This window comes from Pseudomonas sp. FW306-02-D09B (genome assembly GCF_058782685.1).
The window spans coordinates 187983-207657 of sequence record NZ_JBYSXY010000004.1; the positions used below are offsets into that span (position 1 = coordinate 187983).

The following is a 19675-nucleotide window of genomic DNA, read 5'->3' on the forward strand; positions in this document are numbered from 1 at the left end:
CTCAAGCCAACGCTCGCTCTGCCTGCGTGGCCAGTTCAGCCTCGCGTTTGGCGATGGCTTCTTCCAGTTCCGGGGAGCGTTTGGCCCACTGTTCCGGGGGTAATGGTTTTGACCACTCGATGATGTCGGGATAGGGTAAATCAGGTGGTGGCGATAATTTCCACTCTTGCAACATCATTGCGAGTGGAGCACCCAGGAGCACAGCCCCAATTACCAGCCATAACGCCTTGCCAACTTCTTGCGCGACCAAGTGCTGTCTGATGCCATCTAAATATGCGCAACAAATGCCCCAAAAGACGTTTCTACCCCGCAGCTTTTCTCGTCCGCCCTCAAAGTCATTTGTGATTGGCAGAACGTGCGGCCCAATCTCCATATAACTGCGCATGCACTCCCACAACGCCATGGCCGTGGTGCCGCCGCCACAGTTGAAACCCAGTGAAAAGTGCTTGTTATCTTCCTTGGCCTGCGGATCTGGGTTTTCGAAACCAATGATCAGTAAGCCCATCGTCGCTCTCCCCGCCTGACTGACCGACGACTGCTGGGTGGCGGCAGCCGTCACGCTTTCCCACGGCACGATCCAATACTCGCCATTGTCGCGCGGTACGCAGACTTCTCGGCGTTGTCGATTGAAACGCACTGGAAGTGGCACCTCGCGAAATAGCCCTTTGATTAATAAAAAAATTGGAATGGCCATGATGCAAGCCCCCAAAACCAATGCATCAAAATCTTTGAAGATATAGGCCATTCCTAAGAACAGCATCACCATAGGCCACAACACCATCACCGCCGAACCGATGCTGTAGCTACCGATATCAAGAAACACCTCGTTCTTGCGCCAAATGGTGTTGAGCACATCTGAGGGTTTTCTACCCGTGGGAATCGGCAACGGCGCCAAATAGTCATTGCGCGAAAAGATCCGTTTTTTTGTGGTGCCTGCCGGTGGCGTGCTCATTGTTTGTCCTTGGGTTGCAAGTAAATGGCGCCGGGGTGGTCCTCGCCGAGTGGGTAACTCGGCACTCGATCGAGTTGCGGCGTTGGGTCGGCCCGCAGTTCTATAACGCCAGTGGTGTCATTCAGGGTAAAAGCGAGTCCTAGTTCGCCGCCGATAAAAGTGCGGGCGCCGAGCATCGCGATCAATGGCGTGCGATACCGCAACCTTAGTGAAACTGTGCGGGGTGTCGTGCCCAATACGTTGCGCAGCTCTTTAAAGGGGCCACTCAAACGTAAGCCCTGACCTTCCTTGTGCGGTATCCACTGACAGACGCTGCTGGACAACCAATGAGGCGTCATATCTCGCCAAGGTCGGGGCAGCTTGAAATTATTAGTCGGGCTGTTTTTGATCAGATTACGGTAGCCCTGGGTATCCACCGGGTCACCAACCATGCTCATCTCCAGATAGACACTGCCCGGCTCCGCCCCCGGTAAATCGATGGTCAGGGCATTGATGGAGCTGACGAAAGCGAGGCCGGAAGGGCCATTGCTCGGGGTCGACTGTGAGTTGCTTTGCATGCTGACCCGAGGCGAATAAAGGATGCGGTACAGCCGGTCGAGTTCCTCCACTTGGGTTTTCGGCGGTATAGGTGCCAGGTCCAGCGCCCGGGCTTTTGACCAGCAGCAGTAGCTCAGGAAGTTCTGCAGCGGGGTCTGCTGCAAGAACGTGGTAATTAGGTGCAATGCACCCAGCACCAGAATGATCCAGTTCAATGGTCCCATGTACTGCGTGTAACGCAAGATGGCGACTTCGACTTCAACTAACCCAGCCAAGGCTCTGCCGGTTTGGGCCATCCCCAAAAGTGCCTGAGCACCAAAAGCACCGACCTGCCCTGCGACCACGGTCTGACGCATCTCCAGCCATGGATCGACTCGGTTTTGGACACTCTCCAGTTGTATTTTCAGGGATTTGAATTCTTTTAATGCAGCATAGGCCGACAATCCACCAATCACCCCACCAAACAAAGTAAGTGTTGGTGCGCTTCCGACTCTGCCATCAGGCAGCCGTACGGACATTTCCTTGACCCCGAACCCCTTCCGCACCTGACTATCAACCACCGCCACCAAAGCCGCCGCCGCATACAACGTCGCCGACACCGTGTCATTGACCCGCCGACTGTCCATCCCCTCCAACACCCCGGCCTGACTCAAATAGTTATGCGCATTCAACACGTTCAACAACAACGCCGCCAACGGCACCACCCCACCGCTGTCGGTCACAAAAGGCGATCTGACAATCCGTTCCACACGCCCCATGCCTATGGCCTTCGCTGTGGCACTCACCCATTGACGAAGCCCTTCGGCCTGTTGCCCCAACAACTTCCACACCTGCCGGCCACCCTCGGTCACGAACTGCAAACGCGTGTCGCTGCCCAGTTGGGCGGCGATGAGGATGCCCATCCATGAACGGCTAAAGGTGCCGTCACCCATGAGCAACAACAGCGCCGCCGCCAGCCGGTTGACCAGCACGCTCCATTGGCTGCCGGCGTCTCGGGCCATGGCCGCGATGTCGTTCAGAACCACTGCGCTCAAAGGCGCCAGTGCCTGATGGGTGGCGCTGATGTTGTCGGAGGCCAGTGCCGCCATCAGCTCGCCCAGACGAGAGATGTCGTTAACCGCCGCCTCGATCGAGGGCGTCCAGGCGTTGAACAGTTGTTTCAGGGCGCCGCCATCGGCGGCCCGCACGTAATCGGCGAATTGTTCGGCACCCTGGGCACGGATGCATTGGGCCGTCAGGCAACCGTTGGCCAGTTCGGTCAGCCAGTGGCGCGTCTCCAGGTCGTGGTAGTCGACAAACCAGGTGCCGCTGCGGGAGCGTGCCAGGTACACGCCTCGGTCGGCAAACAACGTGGTGTGACGCTGTTCGATGTGCTGATAGTGCGTCGCGGCAGTTTCGGCGAACCAGCGGTTCATGGCGTGCAGATCGATGTACTCACCGACCTTGGCACTGAAGATCTGGTTATCGATATTGGCCTGTTTTTCAGCGCGGTATTCGCGCACCAGGTATTCCACTTCGGAGTACAAGTCCGCCGGAATAAACGCCCGCGCCGGGGCCACGATGTGAGTGATGCGCGCATCACGGGCGGCGACTTCGGCCTGGCTGGGCTGGCCGCCGTGCTGCCGGGCCTGGGTTTCAGCCCGGAGTGCTTCATCGAGCTGACGCTGAGTATCGAGCATGACCTGGCCCTGCTCGGGCGTGAGGTTAATGTCGCGCCCCTTGTAGCGGTAGCTGATGGACCCGGCCAATTCGGCGCCGTCTTCACTGATCAGGCTGCGCACAAAGCCGCCGATGCTCAGGCGCAGGTGGTTATCTGCGAGCCATTGCTCGTGATCCGCCTCTAGCCACTCCTGCTCGTGATTGATGTCACGCAGCACGCCCAGGTCGTCGTCCAGGCAGGCGAACACGGGAAACAACGCCCCGGCCTTCGCCTTGGCGGTGTCCAGCCAATCCTGGGTGCCCTGAGCATCCCAGCGTTCGGCGCTCCACTCGCCCGGCACCTGATCACTGGCCTCAGGATGTCGGGCGATGACCTTCTCGCGCTCACGTGCCCGATGCATGGCGTCGGTGTAGGCCTTGATGTTGGCCTGGGTCGGGTCTTTCATCAGGGTTGCGCCCAGCGCGTCGGTGTCCTCAGCGCCCTGTTGCTGGTCAGCCTTCATCGACCGCGCATAGGTACTCGGAATGAGTTCGGCCATGACCTGAACGGCTTTTTCCAGTGACGGACAATGCTCGGCTTGCAGTTCGTTGGCCACGGTGCGCAAGGCCAACTGGCGCATGTACGCGCTGCGTTGGGTGCTGCTGTCGCTCAGCGATTGGCAATGTTCCGGGCCCAGTGGGAACTCGCTGTAGAGCATCCAGGCATCGTGGACTTTTTTCAGGGCCAGCCCCGTCAGGGTGGCGTCGAGCACCTGAGTGGCATCGGCCTCCAGCGTCTGTTCCTTGAGCAAACCATTCGGCGAGACGGCAAAACGCTTGAGGGGGCCTGTGTCCTGCCACAGATAAACAAACCCGGCGCGCAGACGACGCGCCGCCATGGGACGACTTTGCGTGCTCACACCGGGAACGCAGCAGGGGTGCTCGGCCTTTTCCTCAGCCAGGGCATAGCGCACGGGCACCACGAATAGCTCGGACTGGCTGGCCGGACAAGGTGCCATCGTAGTGTTGATATCGACGTGAGGCTGAGCCTTGGCGGCCCGTTCGGCCTGAGCGGCGCGGTCGACCATCGCCAGTTTTTGGGCGCTCATACGCAGCCTTCCTTGTCGGTGAGCTGTTGACGCGTCAATTCGGCATTCAGGTTTTCCAGCCGTTGCCTGGGCGATACGCCGGGCTCGACCAATATCTGTCGGTAAGCCGCGTGAGCCGGCGCATCGGGAAAGTCAGTGCCCAGCACTGCGTGGAAGCGAGCCCAAAGCAGGACTTCATCGATGGCGCTGTAACCGTGACGTCCGGCAGTGTGCTGGCACTGCGACGCCCACTGTTGCAGGGCAAAGGCGTCCAGCCCTTGCAGGTATTCGGCAAAGTACTGTTGGCTATGTTCGATCAACCGTTGAGCGAGCTGCTGCCGTTGGGCGGTGCCCAAGTGCTCCAGTTGCTCCGCAGGCAGGTATAACCAAGGCTCTTGCGCATACTGTGCAGCGGGCTGATCCGGATTTTCCTGATGGATATCCAATTCCGGGAGCCGGATCAAGCGCACCGGTCCCATCAGCCGATCACGCTCATGGGGAGGCAAACCCGTCAGCCACAAGGCTGTGATGCGAGGGTCGTAATAACGAAATAAAACCGTGACATCCCCTTCGACACGAGCGTGAATCAGACTGCGTAAATGCTCAAGCACGACCGCTTCTTGCGCCTCTGACTCCAGCCAGATGCCACACATTGCGCTCCACTCCCGAAAAAAGATGTCAGCCAGCGGACTATTGGGGGAAACAGGCACCAAAACCGGCCCGACTTCCTCCAATGGGTCAAAAGCGGTGGTCTGGTAAAGCGATTGGAACGTTGTGCTCTCGAGCTCGAACAAACGCTCAGGCAGGCGTTCAATCTGGGCGCGATCCAGCAGCAGGTAAGCCTGACTCATGCCGATGTCTCCGCCAGTTTTTGACACACGGCACAGATCGGTGCGGCCTGCTGCGCCGCCTCAGTCAATGCCTGTTTTTGCACGGCCAGTGATGGCGTAATCAACGCCTGTGGCGCCACGGGGAGCAATGAGCGAGCAGGCTCCGGAGCTATCCCGGCCATCGGCGCGCCACCTTCAACAATGGCCACGCTGCTGAAAATCCCGCTGGCATTGATCACGATATGGTGACCACCCGCCTTGAGCGTCAGGCTCATGCCGGCATCGATCACCACGTTGGTGGCGGTAACGCGAGCCTGTTGACCCGCCTTAATCACCAGCGTGCCTTCTGCCGTCGTGCTGCTGTTGCTGCTGATAGTGATGAGTTCATCACCACCGATCACCGTGTTACGCACGCCTTGGGTGGTGTGCAGTTCGTCGCCCTTGATCAGACTGGTGCTGTTTTTGTGCACCTGTTCGAAGCGGTTGTTGCTGATCAGACAGTGGCTGTCGTTGAGGATCAGTTGCTCGAAGTCGCGTTGGGCGCGCAGGTAGATTTTTTCCTGCCCCGCACGGTCTTCAATCGACAATTCGCTGTAGCCGCCACTACTGCGCGGCGAGCTTTGGCTGCGCAGAACCGTTCTGGTCTTGTTCTTGGGCAATTGATGAGCGACGGACGTGACCTTGTTGACCACGCAACCGGTGATCAACGGTTGATCCGGATCGCCTTCCTGAAATGTCACGACCACTTCCATGCCGACGCGCGGGATGGTCACTGCCCCAAAACCCTCGCCGGCCCAACTGGATGCAACCCGTAACCAGCAACTGCTTTTTTCGCTGTTGAGTTCGTCCCTGCACCAAGGAAACTCAACTTTGACGCGACCGTATTCATCGCAAAAAATCTCCTCTCCGGGCGGTCCTGTGACACGAGCGGTCTGGCAGACCAGCACGGGTTTGCGGGGAGGCAGCGGTGGACGGTAGAGCACGTACGACGCAATTGCGCTGAAGCGGTTGCGGTAGCCTTGGGTAAAACCGCTTTCGGGTGTGGTGTCGCTGGTGATCGCTTCCTCCAGTGATTGAGGTTGTCGCCCAACGTGCTGAACGCTGACCAGCAGCCACAAATCGTTGCACGTTTTGCGCGGATGCTCGGTCAGGTCGAAGAAGTGACCGCTGCGCAAGGTCGGCTGATCGCTGTTGCCCTCGGCCAGTTGATAATCGGTACGGTGCCGTTCCAGCGCCTGGCGGGCGAGCTGTTTGCCGCGTTCTTCAGTGTCCATCCGCACCGGGTAGCGATAGTCCTCAAGCTCTGGGCTGAACTCGGCCGTGAAGCGGCTTTCCAGCAGCAAACTCGGGCGTATCAGGTCATAGTCACGGCGTGTGACTGTGCTGGTGCGAGTACTGAAACGCAGGGAGAACTGGTTAACGACCGGATGCTCCGCCACCATGCCGGCGTCTTGTTGATAAGGAGTTTCGCCCAGCTTCGGGAAAAAGACCTGATCGTCCGTGAATACCAGTACATGGCCATCAGGCGAATGCTGGTGATGCCACGCGATACCATCTTCGGCACACAGGCGCTGAATGAACTCAAAATCACTTTCCCCATATTGGGTGCAGTATTTGCGGCGGGGACTGGTGCTGACATGAAAGGTGAAGGCATCGGCCTGAACGCCGTGGCCTTCGAACACCTTCGCAATGATCTGCGGCACCGTCAGGTTCTGGAAAATCCGCTGATCGTGACTGAACTGCAAGTAATGCAGTGTCGGTACGAGAGTCAGGCGATAACGGGTCAGGCGCGTACCGGTTTCACCGACGAATACCTCTTCGATATGACCATGAAGGCCTTCGCCGTTATGACCGAACTGAAGGAATGCGGGTTGGGCGAGCAGGCTCTCCAGATCGAAATCAGGGTTTTCGCTGACCAGTTCAACCTGGATCGCGTACAAGGCGCTGATGGCCTCAGTGCCGTCGAAGGCCAGCACCTTGAAATCGTTGCGAACAGCGGGAATCTGCAGCGCGAAGTGCGCCGTATTGGCCGAATCGAACATACGCTTATCCCTAAGCAAAGAGGAAATGAAGCGCGATGTCCAAACCGTCCATGGTTTGTGCACGCGAAAATTGGCGGGCACGTTAACAATGGGGAAATTGGATTGATGTAGGAGGGTTCCTCGAATACAGCCAGACTGTTCTGCCCTTCAAGATGTTGCGTTAACAAATTGAAGCAGGCGGCCGGCACCCTGAGCCCTGGCGACTTGCAGGACCTGAAGCGTTATCTCGAAAACAAACGTTCCCTTGCCCCAACGCCACAGCCGTCTACCATCAACCAGACACAAATATTCGCCCCTCCCCCTCAAGTTGCAGGAGGTGCCTACCGAAACACTACTAATGGGCTCTAATTGCCAATACCCCGGGCAATGCGGCCAAGCCAGCAGACAAAATCTACACGGCTTGATTGTCCCTTTGACTGCCATCATCGGATTGCCAATACTCATGGCAACTTGACGTTACCCGCACGGAACAAGGAAAAACCCTTTGAAGCTGGAACTCAAAAACAGCTTGTCGGTGAAGTTGCTCCGGGTCGTGCTCCTGTCGGCATTGATCGTCGGTGTGGTGTTGAGCTGCGCGCAGATTGTTTTCGATGCTTATAAAACGCGCCAGGCCGTGGCCAATGATGCCCAGCGCATCCTCGACATGTTCCGCGACCCCTCGACCCAGGCGGTGTACAGCCTCGATCGGGAAATGGGTATGCAGGTTATCGAAGGCCTGTTCCAGGACGACGCCGTGCGCATGGCCTCCATCGGCCATCCCAATGAAGCCATGCTTGCGGAAAAAACCCGTGACTTGCAGCATTCTCACAGCCGTTGGCTGACCGACCTTATTCTGGGCCAGGAACGCACGTTCACCACGCAACTGGTGGGGCGCGGCCCCTATAGCGAGTATTACGGCGACCTCAGCATCACCCTCGACACCGCCACCTACGGTCAGGGTTTTATTGTCAGCTCGGTGATCATCTTCATCTCCGGCGTATTGCGGGCCCTGGCCATGAGCCTGGTGCTGTACCTGGTCTATCACTGGCTGCTGACCAAACCGCTGTCACGGATCATCGAGCACCTGACCAACGTCAATCCCGACCGTCCCAGCGAACACAAGATTCCGCAGCTCAAGGGCCATGAAAAGAACGAACTGGGGATCTGGATCAACACCGCCAACCAGTTGCTTGAGTCCATCGAACGTAATACCCACCTGCGCCACGAAGCCGAAAACAGCCTGTTGCGCATGGCGCAATACGATTTCCTCACCGGCCTGCCGAATCGCCAGCAATTGCAGCAGCAACTGGACAAGATTCTGGTAGACGCCGGTCGCCTGCAACGCCGGGTCGCCGTGCTGTGTGTGGGCCTGGATGATTTCAAAGGTATCAACGAGCAGTTCAGCTACCAGACCGGCGACCAATTGCTGCTGGCCCTGGCCGACCGTCTGCGAGCCCACAGTGGTCGTCTCGGCGCGCTCGCCCGCCTGGGGGGCGATCAGTTCGCGCTGGTTCAGGCCGATATCGAGCAACCCTACGAAGCCGCCGAGCTGGCACAAAGCATCCTCGATGACCTGGAAGCGGCGTTTGCCCTCGATCATCAGGAAATCCGCCTGCGCGCAACCATCGGCATCACCCTGTTCCCGGAAGATGGCGACAGCACCGAGAAGCTGTTGCAGAAAGCCGAACAGACCATGACCCTGGCCAAGACCCGTTCGCGCAATCGCTATCAGTTCTATATCGCCAGCGTCGACAGCGAAATGCGCCGTCGCCGCGAACTGGAAAAAGATCTGCGCGATGCCCTCACCCGCAATCAGTTCTATCTGGTTTATCAACCGCAGATCAGTTACCGCGATCAGCGGGTGGTCGGTGTCGAGGCGCTGATTCGCTGGCAACACCCGGAACATGGGCTGGTGCCGCCGGATCTGTTCATTCCGCTGGCCGAGCAGAACGGCACGATCATCGCCATCGGCGAATGGGTGCTGGACCAGGCCTGCCGACAACTGCGTGAATGGCACGACCAGGGGTTCAGCGACCTGCGCATGGCGGTCAACCTGTCCACTGTGCAACTGCACCACGCCGAGTTGCCGCGGGTCATCAACAACCTGATGCAAATGTATCGCCTGCCGCCGCGCAGCCTCGAGCTGGAAGTCACCGAGACCGGCTTGATGGAAGACATCAGCACCGCCGCGCAACACCTGCTCAGCCTGCGCCGTTCGGGGGCCTTGATCGCTATCGACGACTTCGGGACCGGCTACTCATCGCTGAGTTATTTGAAAAGCCTGCCGCTGGACAAGATCAAGATCGACAAGAGCTTCGTTCAGGACCTGCTCGACGACGATGACGATGCAACTATCGTTCGCGCGATCATCCAGCTCGGCAAAAGCCTTGGCATGCAGGTGATCGCCGAGGGGGTGGAAACGGTCGAACAAGAGGCTTACATCATCTCCGAAGGCTGCCACGAAGGTCAGGGCTATTTCTACAGCAAACCGCTGCCTGCGCGAGAGCTGGCCGCTTATCTGAAACAGGCCCAACGCAGTAATGCGTTGATCTTGTGATGCTCACACCCGATCCGTAGCAGCTGCCGAAGGCTGCGTTCGGCTCGGTCCGCGCTCGGGCGCAGCAGTCGTAAATCCTGATGTCGCGATTAGCCTGACACAACGCAGTGCCTGATTTCACGACTGCTTCGCAGCCGAACGCCGGCTGCTACAGGTGATGTGCAGGTCATGTGCAGGCGCTACTACCCTCCTAAACAAGACATATTTCCATCCGCGGCCCTTTACACATAATGCGAAAGATTTGCATTATGTCGCAGTTTTGCGCACCCCCGCGCCTGTCCATTATTTACCGAAGCAGGATGTTCGCCATGATTCGTATGCCTCTGGCTACCGCCAGTTTGCTGGCCATCGCTATTTCCCTCGCCGGTTGCGGCGAAGGTAAAGACAAGGCTGCTGCTCCTCAAGCGCCTACTCCGGCCACCAGCACTTCGGCACCTGCTGCGCCTGCCGCCACCGGAAAAGTCGATGAAGCCGCTGGCAAAGCCGTTGTCGCGCACTACGCCGACATGGTTTTTGCGGTCTTCAGCGATGCCGAATCCACTGCGAAAACCCTGCAAACGGCCATCGACGCCTTCCTCGCCAAACCGAATGCCGAGACCCTGAAAGCCGCTCGCGCAGCCTGGGTCGCTGCACGCGTGCCTTACCTGCAGAGTGAAGTATTCCGCTTCGGCAACACCATCATTGACGATTGGGAAGGTCAGGTTAACGCCTGGCCGCTCGACGAAGGCCTGATCGACTACGTCGACAAGAGCTACGAGCACGCATTGGGTAACCCGGGGGCCAACGCCAACATCATCGCCAACCCGATCATCCAGGTGGGTGAAGACAAGATCGACGTGACCGACATCACGCCGGAAAAACTCGCCAGCCTGAACGAACTGGGCGGTTCCGAAGCGAACGTCGCGACGGGTTACCACGCCATCGAATTCCTGCTCTGGGGCCAGGACCTGAACGGCACCGGCCCTGGTGCCGGCAACCGTCCGGCGTCGGACTACCTGGAAGGCGCCGGCGCTACCGGTGGCCACAACGATCGTCGTCGCGCTTACCTGAAAGCCGTGACCCAGTTGCTGGTCAGCGACCTGGAAGAAATGGTCGGCAACTGGAAGCCGAACGTGCCCGACAACTACCGCGCCGAGCTGGAAGAAGAACCGGCTGAAAGCGGTTTGCGCAAAATGCTCTTCGGCATGGGTAGCCTCTCGCTGGGCGAACTGGCGGGCGAGCGCATGAAAGTTTCCCTGGAAGCCAACTCCCCGGAAGACGAACAGGACTGCTTCAGCGACAACACCCACAACTCGCACTTCTACGATGCCAAAGGCATTCGTAACGTCTACCTGGGCGAATACACCCGCACCGACGGTACCAAAATGACCGGCGCCAGCCTGTCGTCGCTGGTGGCCAAAGCCGACCCGGCTGCCGATGCTGCGCTCAAGGCTGACCTGGCCACCACCGAGGCCAAAATCCAGGTCATGGTTGATCACGCCAACAAGGGTGAGCACTACGACCAGTTGATCGCTGCCGGTAATACCGCGGGCAACCAGATCGTGCGTGACGCCATTGCGGCACTGGTCAAGCAGACCAGTGCAATCGAACTGGCTGCCGGCAAACTGGGCATCAGCGACCTGAACCCGGACAACGCCGATCACGATTTCTGATCAACGCTGACCGACCAATAAGGCGACCTTCGGGTCGCCTTTTTTATACCTGCTGCTTGCCCTGTAGGAGCAAGGCTTGCCCGCGATGAACGATAACGCGGTCAATCCGATGCACCGAGGCGCCTGCATCGCGAGCAAGCTTTGCTCCTACAAATGGGAGCAAACGATAATTCCTCTTATTCAAACTCCGCTGCCCTGTTAGACTTTGCGCCCTTGTTTGGCTCGTCTTTCAGGATTGCCGATGCCCTCGCTGCCTCTTCGCTTGTCTGCACTGCTTCTGGCCCTGGGCCTGAGTGCCTGCGATGACGCCCCGCGTTTCACCAAGGCCGAACCCGGTGAAGCCCGCTCCGGTGGCGCAGCGACCGTCAGAAAGACCGACCAGAATGCGTTCTCCCTGCCTTCAGCCAACCTCTCGCCGACCCGTCGGCTGGACTTCAGCGTCGGCAACAGTTTTTTCCGCAGCCCTTGGGTGATCGCCCCCTCGACCACCACCGCCCGCGATGGCCTCGGCCCGCTGTTCAACACCAACGCCTGCCAGAACTGCCATATCAAGGACGGTCGCGGTCATCCGCCGACGGCCGATTCCGCTAATGCCGTGTCGATGCTGGTGCGCCTGTCGATCCCCAATGCCCCGGCCTACGCCAAGGTCATCGAGCACATGGGCGTGGTGCCTGAGCCGGTCTACGGCGGGCAACTCCAGGACATGGCCGTGCCCGGCGTCGCCCCCGAAGGCAAGGTTCGCGTCGACTATGATCCGCTCCCGGTGCGCTTTACCGACGGCACTGAAATCGAACTGCGCAAACCCAGGCTGCTGATCACCCAACTGGGCTACGGCCCGATGCATCCCGACACGCTTTTTTCCGCTCGAGTCGCCCCGCCGATGATTGGCCTCGGACTGCTCGAAGCCATCTCCGACGCCGATATCCTGGCCAACGCCGACGCCCAGGCTAAAGCCAAAAACGGCATCGCCGGACGTCCGAATCGGGTGTGGGATGACGCGCAGCAAAAGACCGTTTTGGGGCGCTTTGGCTGGAAAGCCGGGCAACCGAATCTCAATCAGCAAAACGTTCACGCGTTTTCCGGTGATATGGGCCTCACCACCCGTCTGAGACCGTTCGATGATTGCACCCCGGCCCAGACCGACTGCCTGCAGGCGCCTAACGGCAATGGCCCGGATGGCGAGCCGGAAGTCAGCGACAACATCTTGCGCCTGGTGCTGTTCTATAGCCGTAACCTGGCCGTCCCGGCCCGCCGTGACGTCAACGGAGCGCAAGTCCTGGCCGGTAAAAACCTGTTCTATCAGGCCGGTTGCCAGTCCTGCCACACGCCGAAATTCACCACCGCCGCGAATGCCGCAGAACCTGAACTGGCCAATCAACTGATTCGCCCCTACAGCGACCTGCTGTTGCATGACATGGGCGAAGGCCTGGCCGATAACCGTAGCGAATTCCAGGCCTCAGGCCGCGACTGGCGCACCCCGCCGTTGTGGGGCATTGGCCTGACGCAAGCGGTCAGTGGCCACACGCAGTTTCTGCATGACGGCCGCGCTCGCAACCTGCTCGAAGCCGTGCTCTGGCACGGCGGTGAAGCACGCGCGGCGCAGCAGCAGGTTTTAGCGTTCAATGCCGAGCAGCGCGCTGCGTTGCTGGCCTTTTTGAATTCTCTTTGACGCATTTCCCATACGCTTTTGCCCATAAAAAGGGAGCCCGACATGTTCCGCCCCAAGCTGTTGTTCACCAGCCTTGCCGCACTCGTCCTGGGTGCCTGCTCGCCCCAGGACCCTCAAGCCGTCACCTCGGCAGCCATCGCCAAGCAAGTGATCCTGCCGACCTACAGTCGCTGGGTTGAAGCCGACCGCCAATTGGCCGCCAGTGCGCTGGCCTACTGCGAAGGCAAGGCAGACCTTGCAACAGCTCGCGCCGATTTCCTCCATGCACAAAAGGCCTGGGCACAATTGCAACCGCTGCTGGTTGGCCCACTGGCCGAAGGCAATCGCTCCTGGCAGGTGCAGTTCTGGCCGGACAAGAAAAATCTGGTCGGCCGTCAGGTCGAGCAACTGGTCACTGCGCAACCGCAGATCGATGCCGCTGCGCTGGCCAAATCCAGCGTCGTCGTGCAGGGCCTCTCGGCCTATGAGTACATTCTGTTCGACGAAAAAACCAACGTGGCCGACGCCGCGCAAAAAGCCCGTTACTGCCCACTGCTGACGGCCATCGGCGAGCGTCAGAAACAGCTGGCCGAAGAGATCCTCGCGAGCTGGAACAGCACCGACGGCATGCTGGCCCAGATGAGCAAATTCCCGAACCAGCGTTACGCCGATTCCCACGAAGCCATCGCCGATTTGCTCCGCGCTCAAGTGACGGCACTGGATACCCTGAAGAAGAAACTCGGCACGCCGATGGGGCGCCAGACCAAGGGTATTCCACAGCCGTTCCAGGCCGATGCATGGCGCAGTCATTCGTCGCTGCAAAGCATGCAATCGAGTCTGGCTGCCGCGCGGACAGTCTGGGTCGGTGTCGACAACAAGGGCCTGCGTGGCCTGTTGCCGGCCGAGCAAAAGCCGCTGGCGGACAAGATCGATGCCGCCTACGCCGCGTCGTTGAAACTGTTTGAAAGCAGCCAGCGCTCGCTGACCGAAATGCTCACCGACGATGCCGGTCGCCAGCAACTCAACGACCTTTACGACAGCCTCAACGTCGTCCATCGCCTGCACGAAGGTGAACTGGCCAAGGCACTGGGCATCCAACTCGGCTTCAACGCCAACGACGGTGACTGATGAGGGGTAGCGCCATGCTGCGACGTCAGGCTCTGACATTAGGCAGTTTGTTGCTGGGCGCCGTGACGCTGGGCGGCTGGAAGCTGTTCAAGCAAAAGGACCACGGTCCTTTGCTGCTTTCGGCGCGCGACGACAGCGACGGCAAACATTACGCCGTCGGCTATCGGCTGGACGGCACTCGAGTGTTCGCCACCGAAGTCGGCCAACGCTGCCACGACATCATCAACCACCCTGCTCTGCCAATAGCCCTGTTCGTCGCGCGGCGGCCGGGCACCGAGAGTTATCTGGTCGATCTGCGTGACGGTGCGCTGCTGCAAACTGTGGTGTCGCAACCGAACCGGCATTTCTACGGTCACGCGGTTATTCATAAAAGCGGCGACTGGCTCTACGCCACCGAAAACGACACCACCGACCCGGGTCGCGGCCTGCTCGGGGTGTACCGTTTCGAGGGTCAGCGATTGATTCACAGCGGTGAGATTTCCACCCACGGCATCGGCCCGCATCAAGTGTCATGGATGCCCGACGGTGAAACCCTGGTGGTGGCCAACGGCGGGATTCGTACCGAAGCCGAGAGCCGGGTCGAGATGAACCTCGACGCCATGCAACCCAGCCTGGTGCTGATGCAGCGCGATGGCACGCTGCTGAGCAAGGAAACCCTGGCCCAGCAGATGAACAGCGTGCGCCACATGGGGATCGCCAGCGATGGCACCATCGTCACCGGCCAGCAGTTCATGGGCGCCGCCCATGAATCATCCGAGCTGTTGGCGATCAAGCGTCCCGGCCAGCCCTTCGTCGCGTTCCCGGTCGCCGAGCAGCAGTTGCAGGCCATGGGGCACTACACCGCAAGCGTCGCGGTGCACAGTGACTTGCGGCTGGTGGCGCTCACCGCGCCGCGCGGCAACCGTTTTTTCATCTGGGACCTGGACAGCGGCGAAGTGCGCCTCGATGCACCGCTGCCCGACTGCGCCGGTGTCGGGGCAGTGGCCGATGGCTTTGTCGTGACCTCGGGGCAAGGGCGTTGCCGTTTCTATGATTGTCGCCAGACACCGCTGCTGGCCAAGCCCCTCGAACTCCCCGCAGGGCTTTGGGATAACCACCTGCATCTGGTTTGAAACCTGCGCTGCCAAATTGATCGTTCCCACGCTCAATCTGGCCGATACCCCTGTAGCAGCTGGCGCAGCCTGCGTTCGAGCGCGAAGCGGTCGTAAATCCTGCAGCCACGGTTGAGCCTGACACACCGCGGCGCATGATTTTACGACTGCTGCGCCCGAGCGCGGACCGAGCCGAACGCAGCCTTCGCCAGCTGCTACGGGTCAGGTGTGACCGCCGAGAGAATGCTGTCTGGAATCACCTGCATACACGGAGTAATGTCTGGTCTGTCTCGCCTGATTTTTTCCAAGGAAGTGGAATATGCTGCGTCGCCGCATGCTGATCATGTTGGGTGTCGTGCTGTTGATCATCCTGATGCTGGGAGGCTACAAGGCCTTCTCCATCTACAAGATGATCCAGACCTTCGCTGTGCCAAGACCACCGGTGAGCGTTGCCGTGGCCACGGCCACCGAACGGCCCTGGCAATCGCGCTTGCCCACGGTCGGCACACTCAAGGCGCTGCAAGGGGTCAACCTGAGCCTGGAGATTGCCGGTACGGTCAAGGACGTGCAGTTCGAATCCGGGCAGAAGGTCAAGGCCGGCCAACCGCTCGTGCAACTCGACAGCGCCGTTGAAAGCGCCCTGCTGGAAACCGCCCAGGCCGACCTGGGCCTGGCGCAACTCGATTACGGCCGCGGCAGCCAACTGGTCGGCAGTCAGGCGATCTCCAAGGGCGAGTTCGACCGGCTCACCGCGGTGCTCGCCAAGAACAAGGCCACCGTCAATCAGCTCAAGGCTGCGCTGGCAAAGAAACACATCGTTGCGCCCTTCAGCGGCACCATCGGCATTCGTCAGGTGGACGTCGGCGACTTCCTGCCCAGCGGCACGGTCATCGCCACCCTGCAGAACCTGAGTAGCCTTTACGTCGACTTCTTCGTGCCGGAACAAATGGTGCCGAAAATCGCCCTCGGCCAGGCGGTTCAAGTCACGGTCCCGGCCTACCCGACACAGAGCTTCCCCGGTGCCATCAGCGCGATTAACCCCAAGGTCGAAAGCAGCACCCGCAACGTGCAGGTACGTGCCACTCTCGCCAACCCGGACGGCACATTGCTGCCGGGCATGTTCGCCAGCCTGCAGGTCATGTTGCCGGACCCGCAACCCAGAATCGTCGTACCGGAAGGCGCGATCACCTACACCCTCTATGGCAACTCTCTCTACGTGGTCGCCCAGAAGAAGGACGCGAACGGCAACGTCGAGAAAGACGACCAGGGCCAGCCGATCCTGATCGCCGAACGGCGCTTCATCGAAACCGGCGAGCGTCGCGAAGGCCTGGTGACGATCAACAAAGGCTTGCAGAACGGCGAGCAAGTGGTCAGTGCCGGTCAGATCAAACTCGACAACGGCACGCATATTGTCGTCAGCCCCGACAAGAACCTGCCAACTGAACAGACCAGCCAACCGCGCACGAACTGATCAAGGAATTCCCATGGCTTTTACCGATCCGTTCATTCGCCGCCCGGTGCTCGCCACCGTGGTCAGCCTGCTGATTGTGCTGCTGGGTTTCCAGGCCTGGAGCAAACTGCCGCTGCGCCAATATCCGCAAATGGAGAACGCGCTGATCACGGTGACCACGGCCTACCCCGGCGCCAACGCCGAAACCATTCAGGGCTACATCACCCAACCCTTGCAGCAAAGCCTGGCCAGCGCCGAAGGCATCGACTACATGACCTCGGTCAGCCGCCAGAACTTCTCGGTGATTTCGATTTATGCGCGCATCGGCTCCAACAGCGACCGCTTGTTCACCGAGCTGCTGGCCAAAGCCAACGAGGTCAAGAACAAGCTGCCCAAAGACGCTGAAGACCCGGTGCTGAGCAAGGAGGCCGCAGGTGCTTCGGCGCTGATGTACATGAGTTTTTACAGCAAGGAATTGAGCAACCCGCAGATCACCGACTACCTGTCGCGGGTGATCCAGCCCAAGCTCGCCACCCTTCCCGGCATGGCTGAAGCGGCCATTCTCGGCAATCAGGTGTTTGCCATGCGCCTTTGGCTAGACCCGGTAAAACTCGCCGGTTTCGGCTTGAGCGCCAGTGATGTCGGTAACGCAGTGCGCCAGTACAACTTTCTGTCCGCTGCCGGTGAAGTCAAAGGCGAGTACGTCGTCACCAGCATCAATGCCAACACTGAATTGAAGAGCGCCGAAGCCTTCGCCGCCATTCCGCTGAAAATCGACGGCGACAGTCGGGTACTGCTCAGCGACGTGGCGCGCGTGGAAATGGGCGCCGAGAACTACAACTCCGTCAGCTCCTTTGGCGGTACGCCGTCGGTGTACATCGGGATCAAGGCCACACCAGCTGCCAACCCGCTGGACGTGATCAAGGAAGTGCGCAAGCTCATGCCGGAGCTGGAATCCCAGCTGCCCCCGACGCTCAAGGCTGAAATCGCCTACGACGCCACGTTGTTCATTCAGGCCTCGATCAACGAAGTGGTGAAAACCCTCTTCGAAGCCGTGCTGATCGTGATTGTCGTGGTGTTCCTGTTCCTTGGCGCGCTGCGTTCGGTATTGATCCCGGTAGTGACCATTCCGCTGTCGATGATCGGCGTGATGTTCTTCATGCAACTGATGGGCTACTCGATCAACCTGCTGACGTTGCTGGCGATGGTGCTGGCGATCGGCCTGGTGGTGGACGACGCCATCGTCGTGGTCGAAAACATTCACCGACACATAGAAGAAGGTAAATCGCCGCTGAGCGCTGCCCTCGAAGGCGCCCGGGAAATCGCCATGCCGGTGGTCTCGATGACCATCACCCTGGCGGCGGTCTATGCGCCCATCGGCTTTCTGACGGGCCTGACCGGTGCTCTGTTCAAGGAGTTCGCGCTGACCCTGGCCGGCGCCGTGGTGATCTCCGGGATCGTTGCCCTGACGCTGTCGCCGATGATGTGCGCACTGCTTTTGCGTCACGATGAAAACCCGTCCGGCCTGGCCCATCGCCTCGATCTGATTTTCGAAGGGCTCAAGCGTCGTTATCAAAGTGTCCTGCACGGCACGCTCAATACCCGGCCGGTGGTGCTGGTGTTCGCCGTGATCGTGCTGTGCCTGATCCCGGTACTGCTCAAGTTCACCAAGTCGGAATTGGCACCGGATGAAGACCAGGGCGTCATTTTCATGATGGCCAACGCCCCGCAAACGGCCAACCTGGATTACCTGAATACCTACACCGACGAATTCCTCGCGATATTCAAGGTGTTTCCCGAGTACTACTCGTCCTTCCAGATCAACGGATTCAACGGCGTGCAGTCAGGTATTGGCGGTTTCCTGCTCAAACCCTGGAATGAGCGCAAACGAACCCAGATGCAGATTCTGCCTGAGGTGCAGCAAAAGCTTTCGAGCATCGCCGGCCTGCAAATCTTCGGCTTCAACCTGCCCTCTCTTCCGGGCACGGGTGAAGGCTTGCCGTTCCAGTTTGTGATCAACACCGCCAATGACTACGAGCCATTGCTGGAGCTGGTCAATCGGGTGAAGAAGCGTGCCCTGGAGTCCGGCAAGTTCGCGTTCCTCGACATCGACCTGGCCTTCGACAAGCCCGAAGTGGTGGTGGATATCGACCGCGCCAAGGCCGCTCAAATGGGCGTCTCGATGGAGGATCTGGGCGTGACACTGTCGACGTTGCTGGCAGAAGCCGAGATCAACCGCTTCACCATCGAGGGGCGCAGTTACAAGGTCATCGCCCAGGTCGAACGGCCTTACCGGGACAATCCCGAGTGGTTGAGCAGCTACTACGTTAAAAACACCAAGGGTGAACTGTTGCCCCTGTCGACCTTGATCAACATCAGTGACCGCGCACGACCGCGACAGCTGAATCAGTTCCAGCAACTCAACTCAGCGATTCTTTCCGGCGTTTCGACGGTCAGCATGGGTGAGGCAATCGATACCGTGCGCCAGATCGCCAAAGAGGAAGCACCACCGGGTTATGCTTTCGATTACGGCGGCGCCTCGCGGCAGTTCGTTCAGGAAGGCAGCGCCCTGTGGGTGACCTTTGCCTTGGCACTGGCGATCATTTTCCTGGTGCTGGCGGCGCAGTTCGAAAGTTTCCGCGATCCATTGGTGATTCTGGTGACCGTGCCACTGTCGATTTGCGGTGCACTGATCCCGTTGTTCCTGGGCTGGTCGAGCATGAACATCTACACCCAGGTCGGGCTGGTGACCTTGATCGGACTGATCAGCAAACACGGGATCCTGATCGTCCAGTTCGCCAACCAGTTGCGCAGGGACAAGGGCCTGACGCCCCGCGAAGCCGTGGAGCAAGCGGCAGCCATTCGCCTGCGTCCGGTATTGATGACCACGGCCGCCATGGTCTTCGGCATGGTGCCGTTGATCATCGCCACTGGCGCGGGAGCCGTCAGCCGCTACGATATCGGGATGGTGATCGCCACGGGCATGTCGATCGGAACACTGTTCACGCTGTTCGTGCTGCCCTGCATCTACACGCTGCTGGCCAAGCCCGACAAACCGTAAATACGGACTCCGCGCAGGAGAT

The 19675-nt window shown here is 59.6% G+C and carries 11 protein-coding genes; 7 read left to right on the forward strand and 4 right to left on the reverse strand.

The features are described 5' to 3' along the window. Position 1: 1 nt before the first annotated feature. Genes AC3WK5_RS09410 through AC3WK5_RS09425 form a run of 4 tightly spaced genes read right to left on the reverse strand, consistent with a single transcriptional unit; the run spans position 2 to position 7087 of the window. A complete protein-coding gene (locus AC3WK5_RS09410) occupies positions 2 to 952 on the reverse strand; it encodes a DUF6708 domain-containing protein (RefSeq protein WP_103322111.1) in 951 nt (316 codons plus the stop codon). Next, positions 949 to 4236, reverse strand: coding sequence for a toxin VasX (locus AC3WK5_RS09415; protein WP_256585117.1), 3288 nt, complete (start codon positions 4234 to 4236; stop codon positions 949 to 951). Before AC3WK5_RS09415 ends, AC3WK5_RS09410 begins: the two co-directional genes overlap by 4 nt. Then, positions 4233 to 5066 carry a DUF4123 domain-containing protein gene (locus tag AC3WK5_RS09420; RefSeq protein ID WP_103315077.1) on the reverse strand — a complete coding sequence of 278 codons (834 nt, stop codon included), beginning with the start codon at positions 5064 to 5066 and terminating at the stop codon, positions 4233 to 4235. Before AC3WK5_RS09420 ends, AC3WK5_RS09415 begins: the two co-directional genes overlap by 4 nt. Continuing rightward, a complete protein-coding gene (locus tag AC3WK5_RS09425; protein ID WP_103315078.1) occupies positions 5063 to 7087 on the reverse strand; it encodes a type VI secretion system Vgr family protein in 2025 nt (674 codons plus the stop codon). Before AC3WK5_RS09425 ends, AC3WK5_RS09420 begins: the two co-directional genes overlap by 4 nt. A gap of 484 nt (positions 7088 to 7571) precedes the next feature. Between AC3WK5_RS09425 and AC3WK5_RS09430 the strand changes: the two genes are divergently transcribed. The 7 genes from AC3WK5_RS09430 (at position 7572) to AC3WK5_RS09460 (ending at position 19653) form a co-directional block, all read left to right on the forward strand. After that, complete coding sequence (locus AC3WK5_RS09430; protein WP_103315079.1) at positions 7572 to 9623, forward strand: putative bifunctional diguanylate cyclase/phosphodiesterase; 2052 nt, start codon at positions 7572 to 7574, stop codon at positions 9621 to 9623. A gap of 308 nt (positions 9624 to 9931) precedes the next feature. Beyond that, positions 9932 to 11275, forward strand: a complete 1344-nt coding sequence (locus AC3WK5_RS09435; RefSeq protein WP_103315080.1) for an imelysin family protein — start codon at positions 9932 to 9934, stop codon at positions 11273 to 11275. A gap of 241 nt (positions 11276 to 11516) precedes the next feature. After that, entirely contained in the window at positions 11517 to 12944 is a 1428-nt protein-coding gene (locus AC3WK5_RS09440) for a di-heme oxidoreductase family protein (RefSeq protein ID WP_103315081.1), read from the forward strand. Between the two features lie 42 nt (positions 12945 to 12986). Further along, complete coding sequence (locus AC3WK5_RS09445; RefSeq protein WP_054593783.1) at positions 12987 to 14051, forward strand: imelysin family protein; 1065 nt, start codon at positions 12987 to 12989, stop codon at positions 14049 to 14051. Between the two features lie 14 nt (positions 14052 to 14065). Further along, positions 14066 to 15163: a DUF1513 domain-containing protein gene (locus AC3WK5_RS09450; protein ID WP_103315082.1), complete on the forward strand. Its 1098-nt coding sequence runs from the start codon at positions 14066 to 14068 to the stop codon at positions 15161 to 15163. 298 nt (positions 15164 to 15461) lie between these two features. Continuing rightward, positions 15462 to 16613, forward strand: coding sequence for an efflux RND transporter periplasmic adaptor subunit (locus AC3WK5_RS09455; RefSeq protein WP_103315083.1), 1152 nt, complete (start codon positions 15462 to 15464; stop codon positions 16611 to 16613). A gap of 13 nt (positions 16614 to 16626) precedes the next feature. After that, positions 16627 to 19653, forward strand: a complete 3027-nt coding sequence (locus AC3WK5_RS09460) for a multidrug efflux RND transporter permease subunit (protein ID WP_103315084.1) — start codon at positions 16627 to 16629, stop codon at positions 19651 to 19653. The last annotated feature ends 22 nt before the right edge of the window (positions 19654 to 19675 follow it).

Bases quoted from the DNA above. Each gene is read 5' to 3' on its own strand.
- AC3WK5_RS09410 (WP_103322111.1), bottom strand. From the start codon at position 952: ATGAGCACGCCACCGGCAGGCACCACAAAAAAACGGATCTTTTCGCGC.
- AC3WK5_RS09415 (WP_256585117.1), bottom strand. From the start codon at position 4,236: ATGAGCGCCCAAAAACTGGCGATGGTCGACCGCGCCGCTCAGGCCGAA.
- AC3WK5_RS09420 (WP_103315077.1), bottom strand. From the start codon at position 5,066: ATGAGTCAGGCTTACCTGCTGCTGGATCGCGCCCAGATTGAACGCCTG.
- AC3WK5_RS09425 (WP_103315078.1), bottom strand. From the start codon at position 7,087: ATGTTCGATTCGGCCAATACGGCGCACTTCGCGCTGCAGATTCCCGCT.
- AC3WK5_RS09435 (WP_103315080.1), top strand. From the start codon at position 9,932: ATGATTCGTATGCCTCTGGCTACCGCCAGTTTGCTGGCCATCGCTATT.
- AC3WK5_RS09440 (WP_103315081.1), top strand. From the start codon at position 11,517: ATGCCCTCGCTGCCTCTTCGCTTGTCTGCACTGCTTCTGGCCCTGGGC.
- AC3WK5_RS09445 (WP_054593783.1), top strand. From the start codon at position 12,987: ATGTTCCGCCCCAAGCTGTTGTTCACCAGCCTTGCCGCACTCGTCCTG.
- AC3WK5_RS09450 (WP_103315082.1), top strand. From the start codon at position 14,066: ATGCTGCGACGTCAGGCTCTGACATTAGGCAGTTTGTTGCTGGGCGCC.
- AC3WK5_RS09455 (WP_103315083.1), top strand. From the start codon at position 15,462: ATGCTGCGTCGCCGCATGCTGATCATGTTGGGTGTCGTGCTGTTGATC.
- AC3WK5_RS09460 (WP_103315084.1), top strand. From the start codon at position 16,627: ATGGCTTTTACCGATCCGTTCATTCGCCGCCCGGTGCTCGCCACCGTG.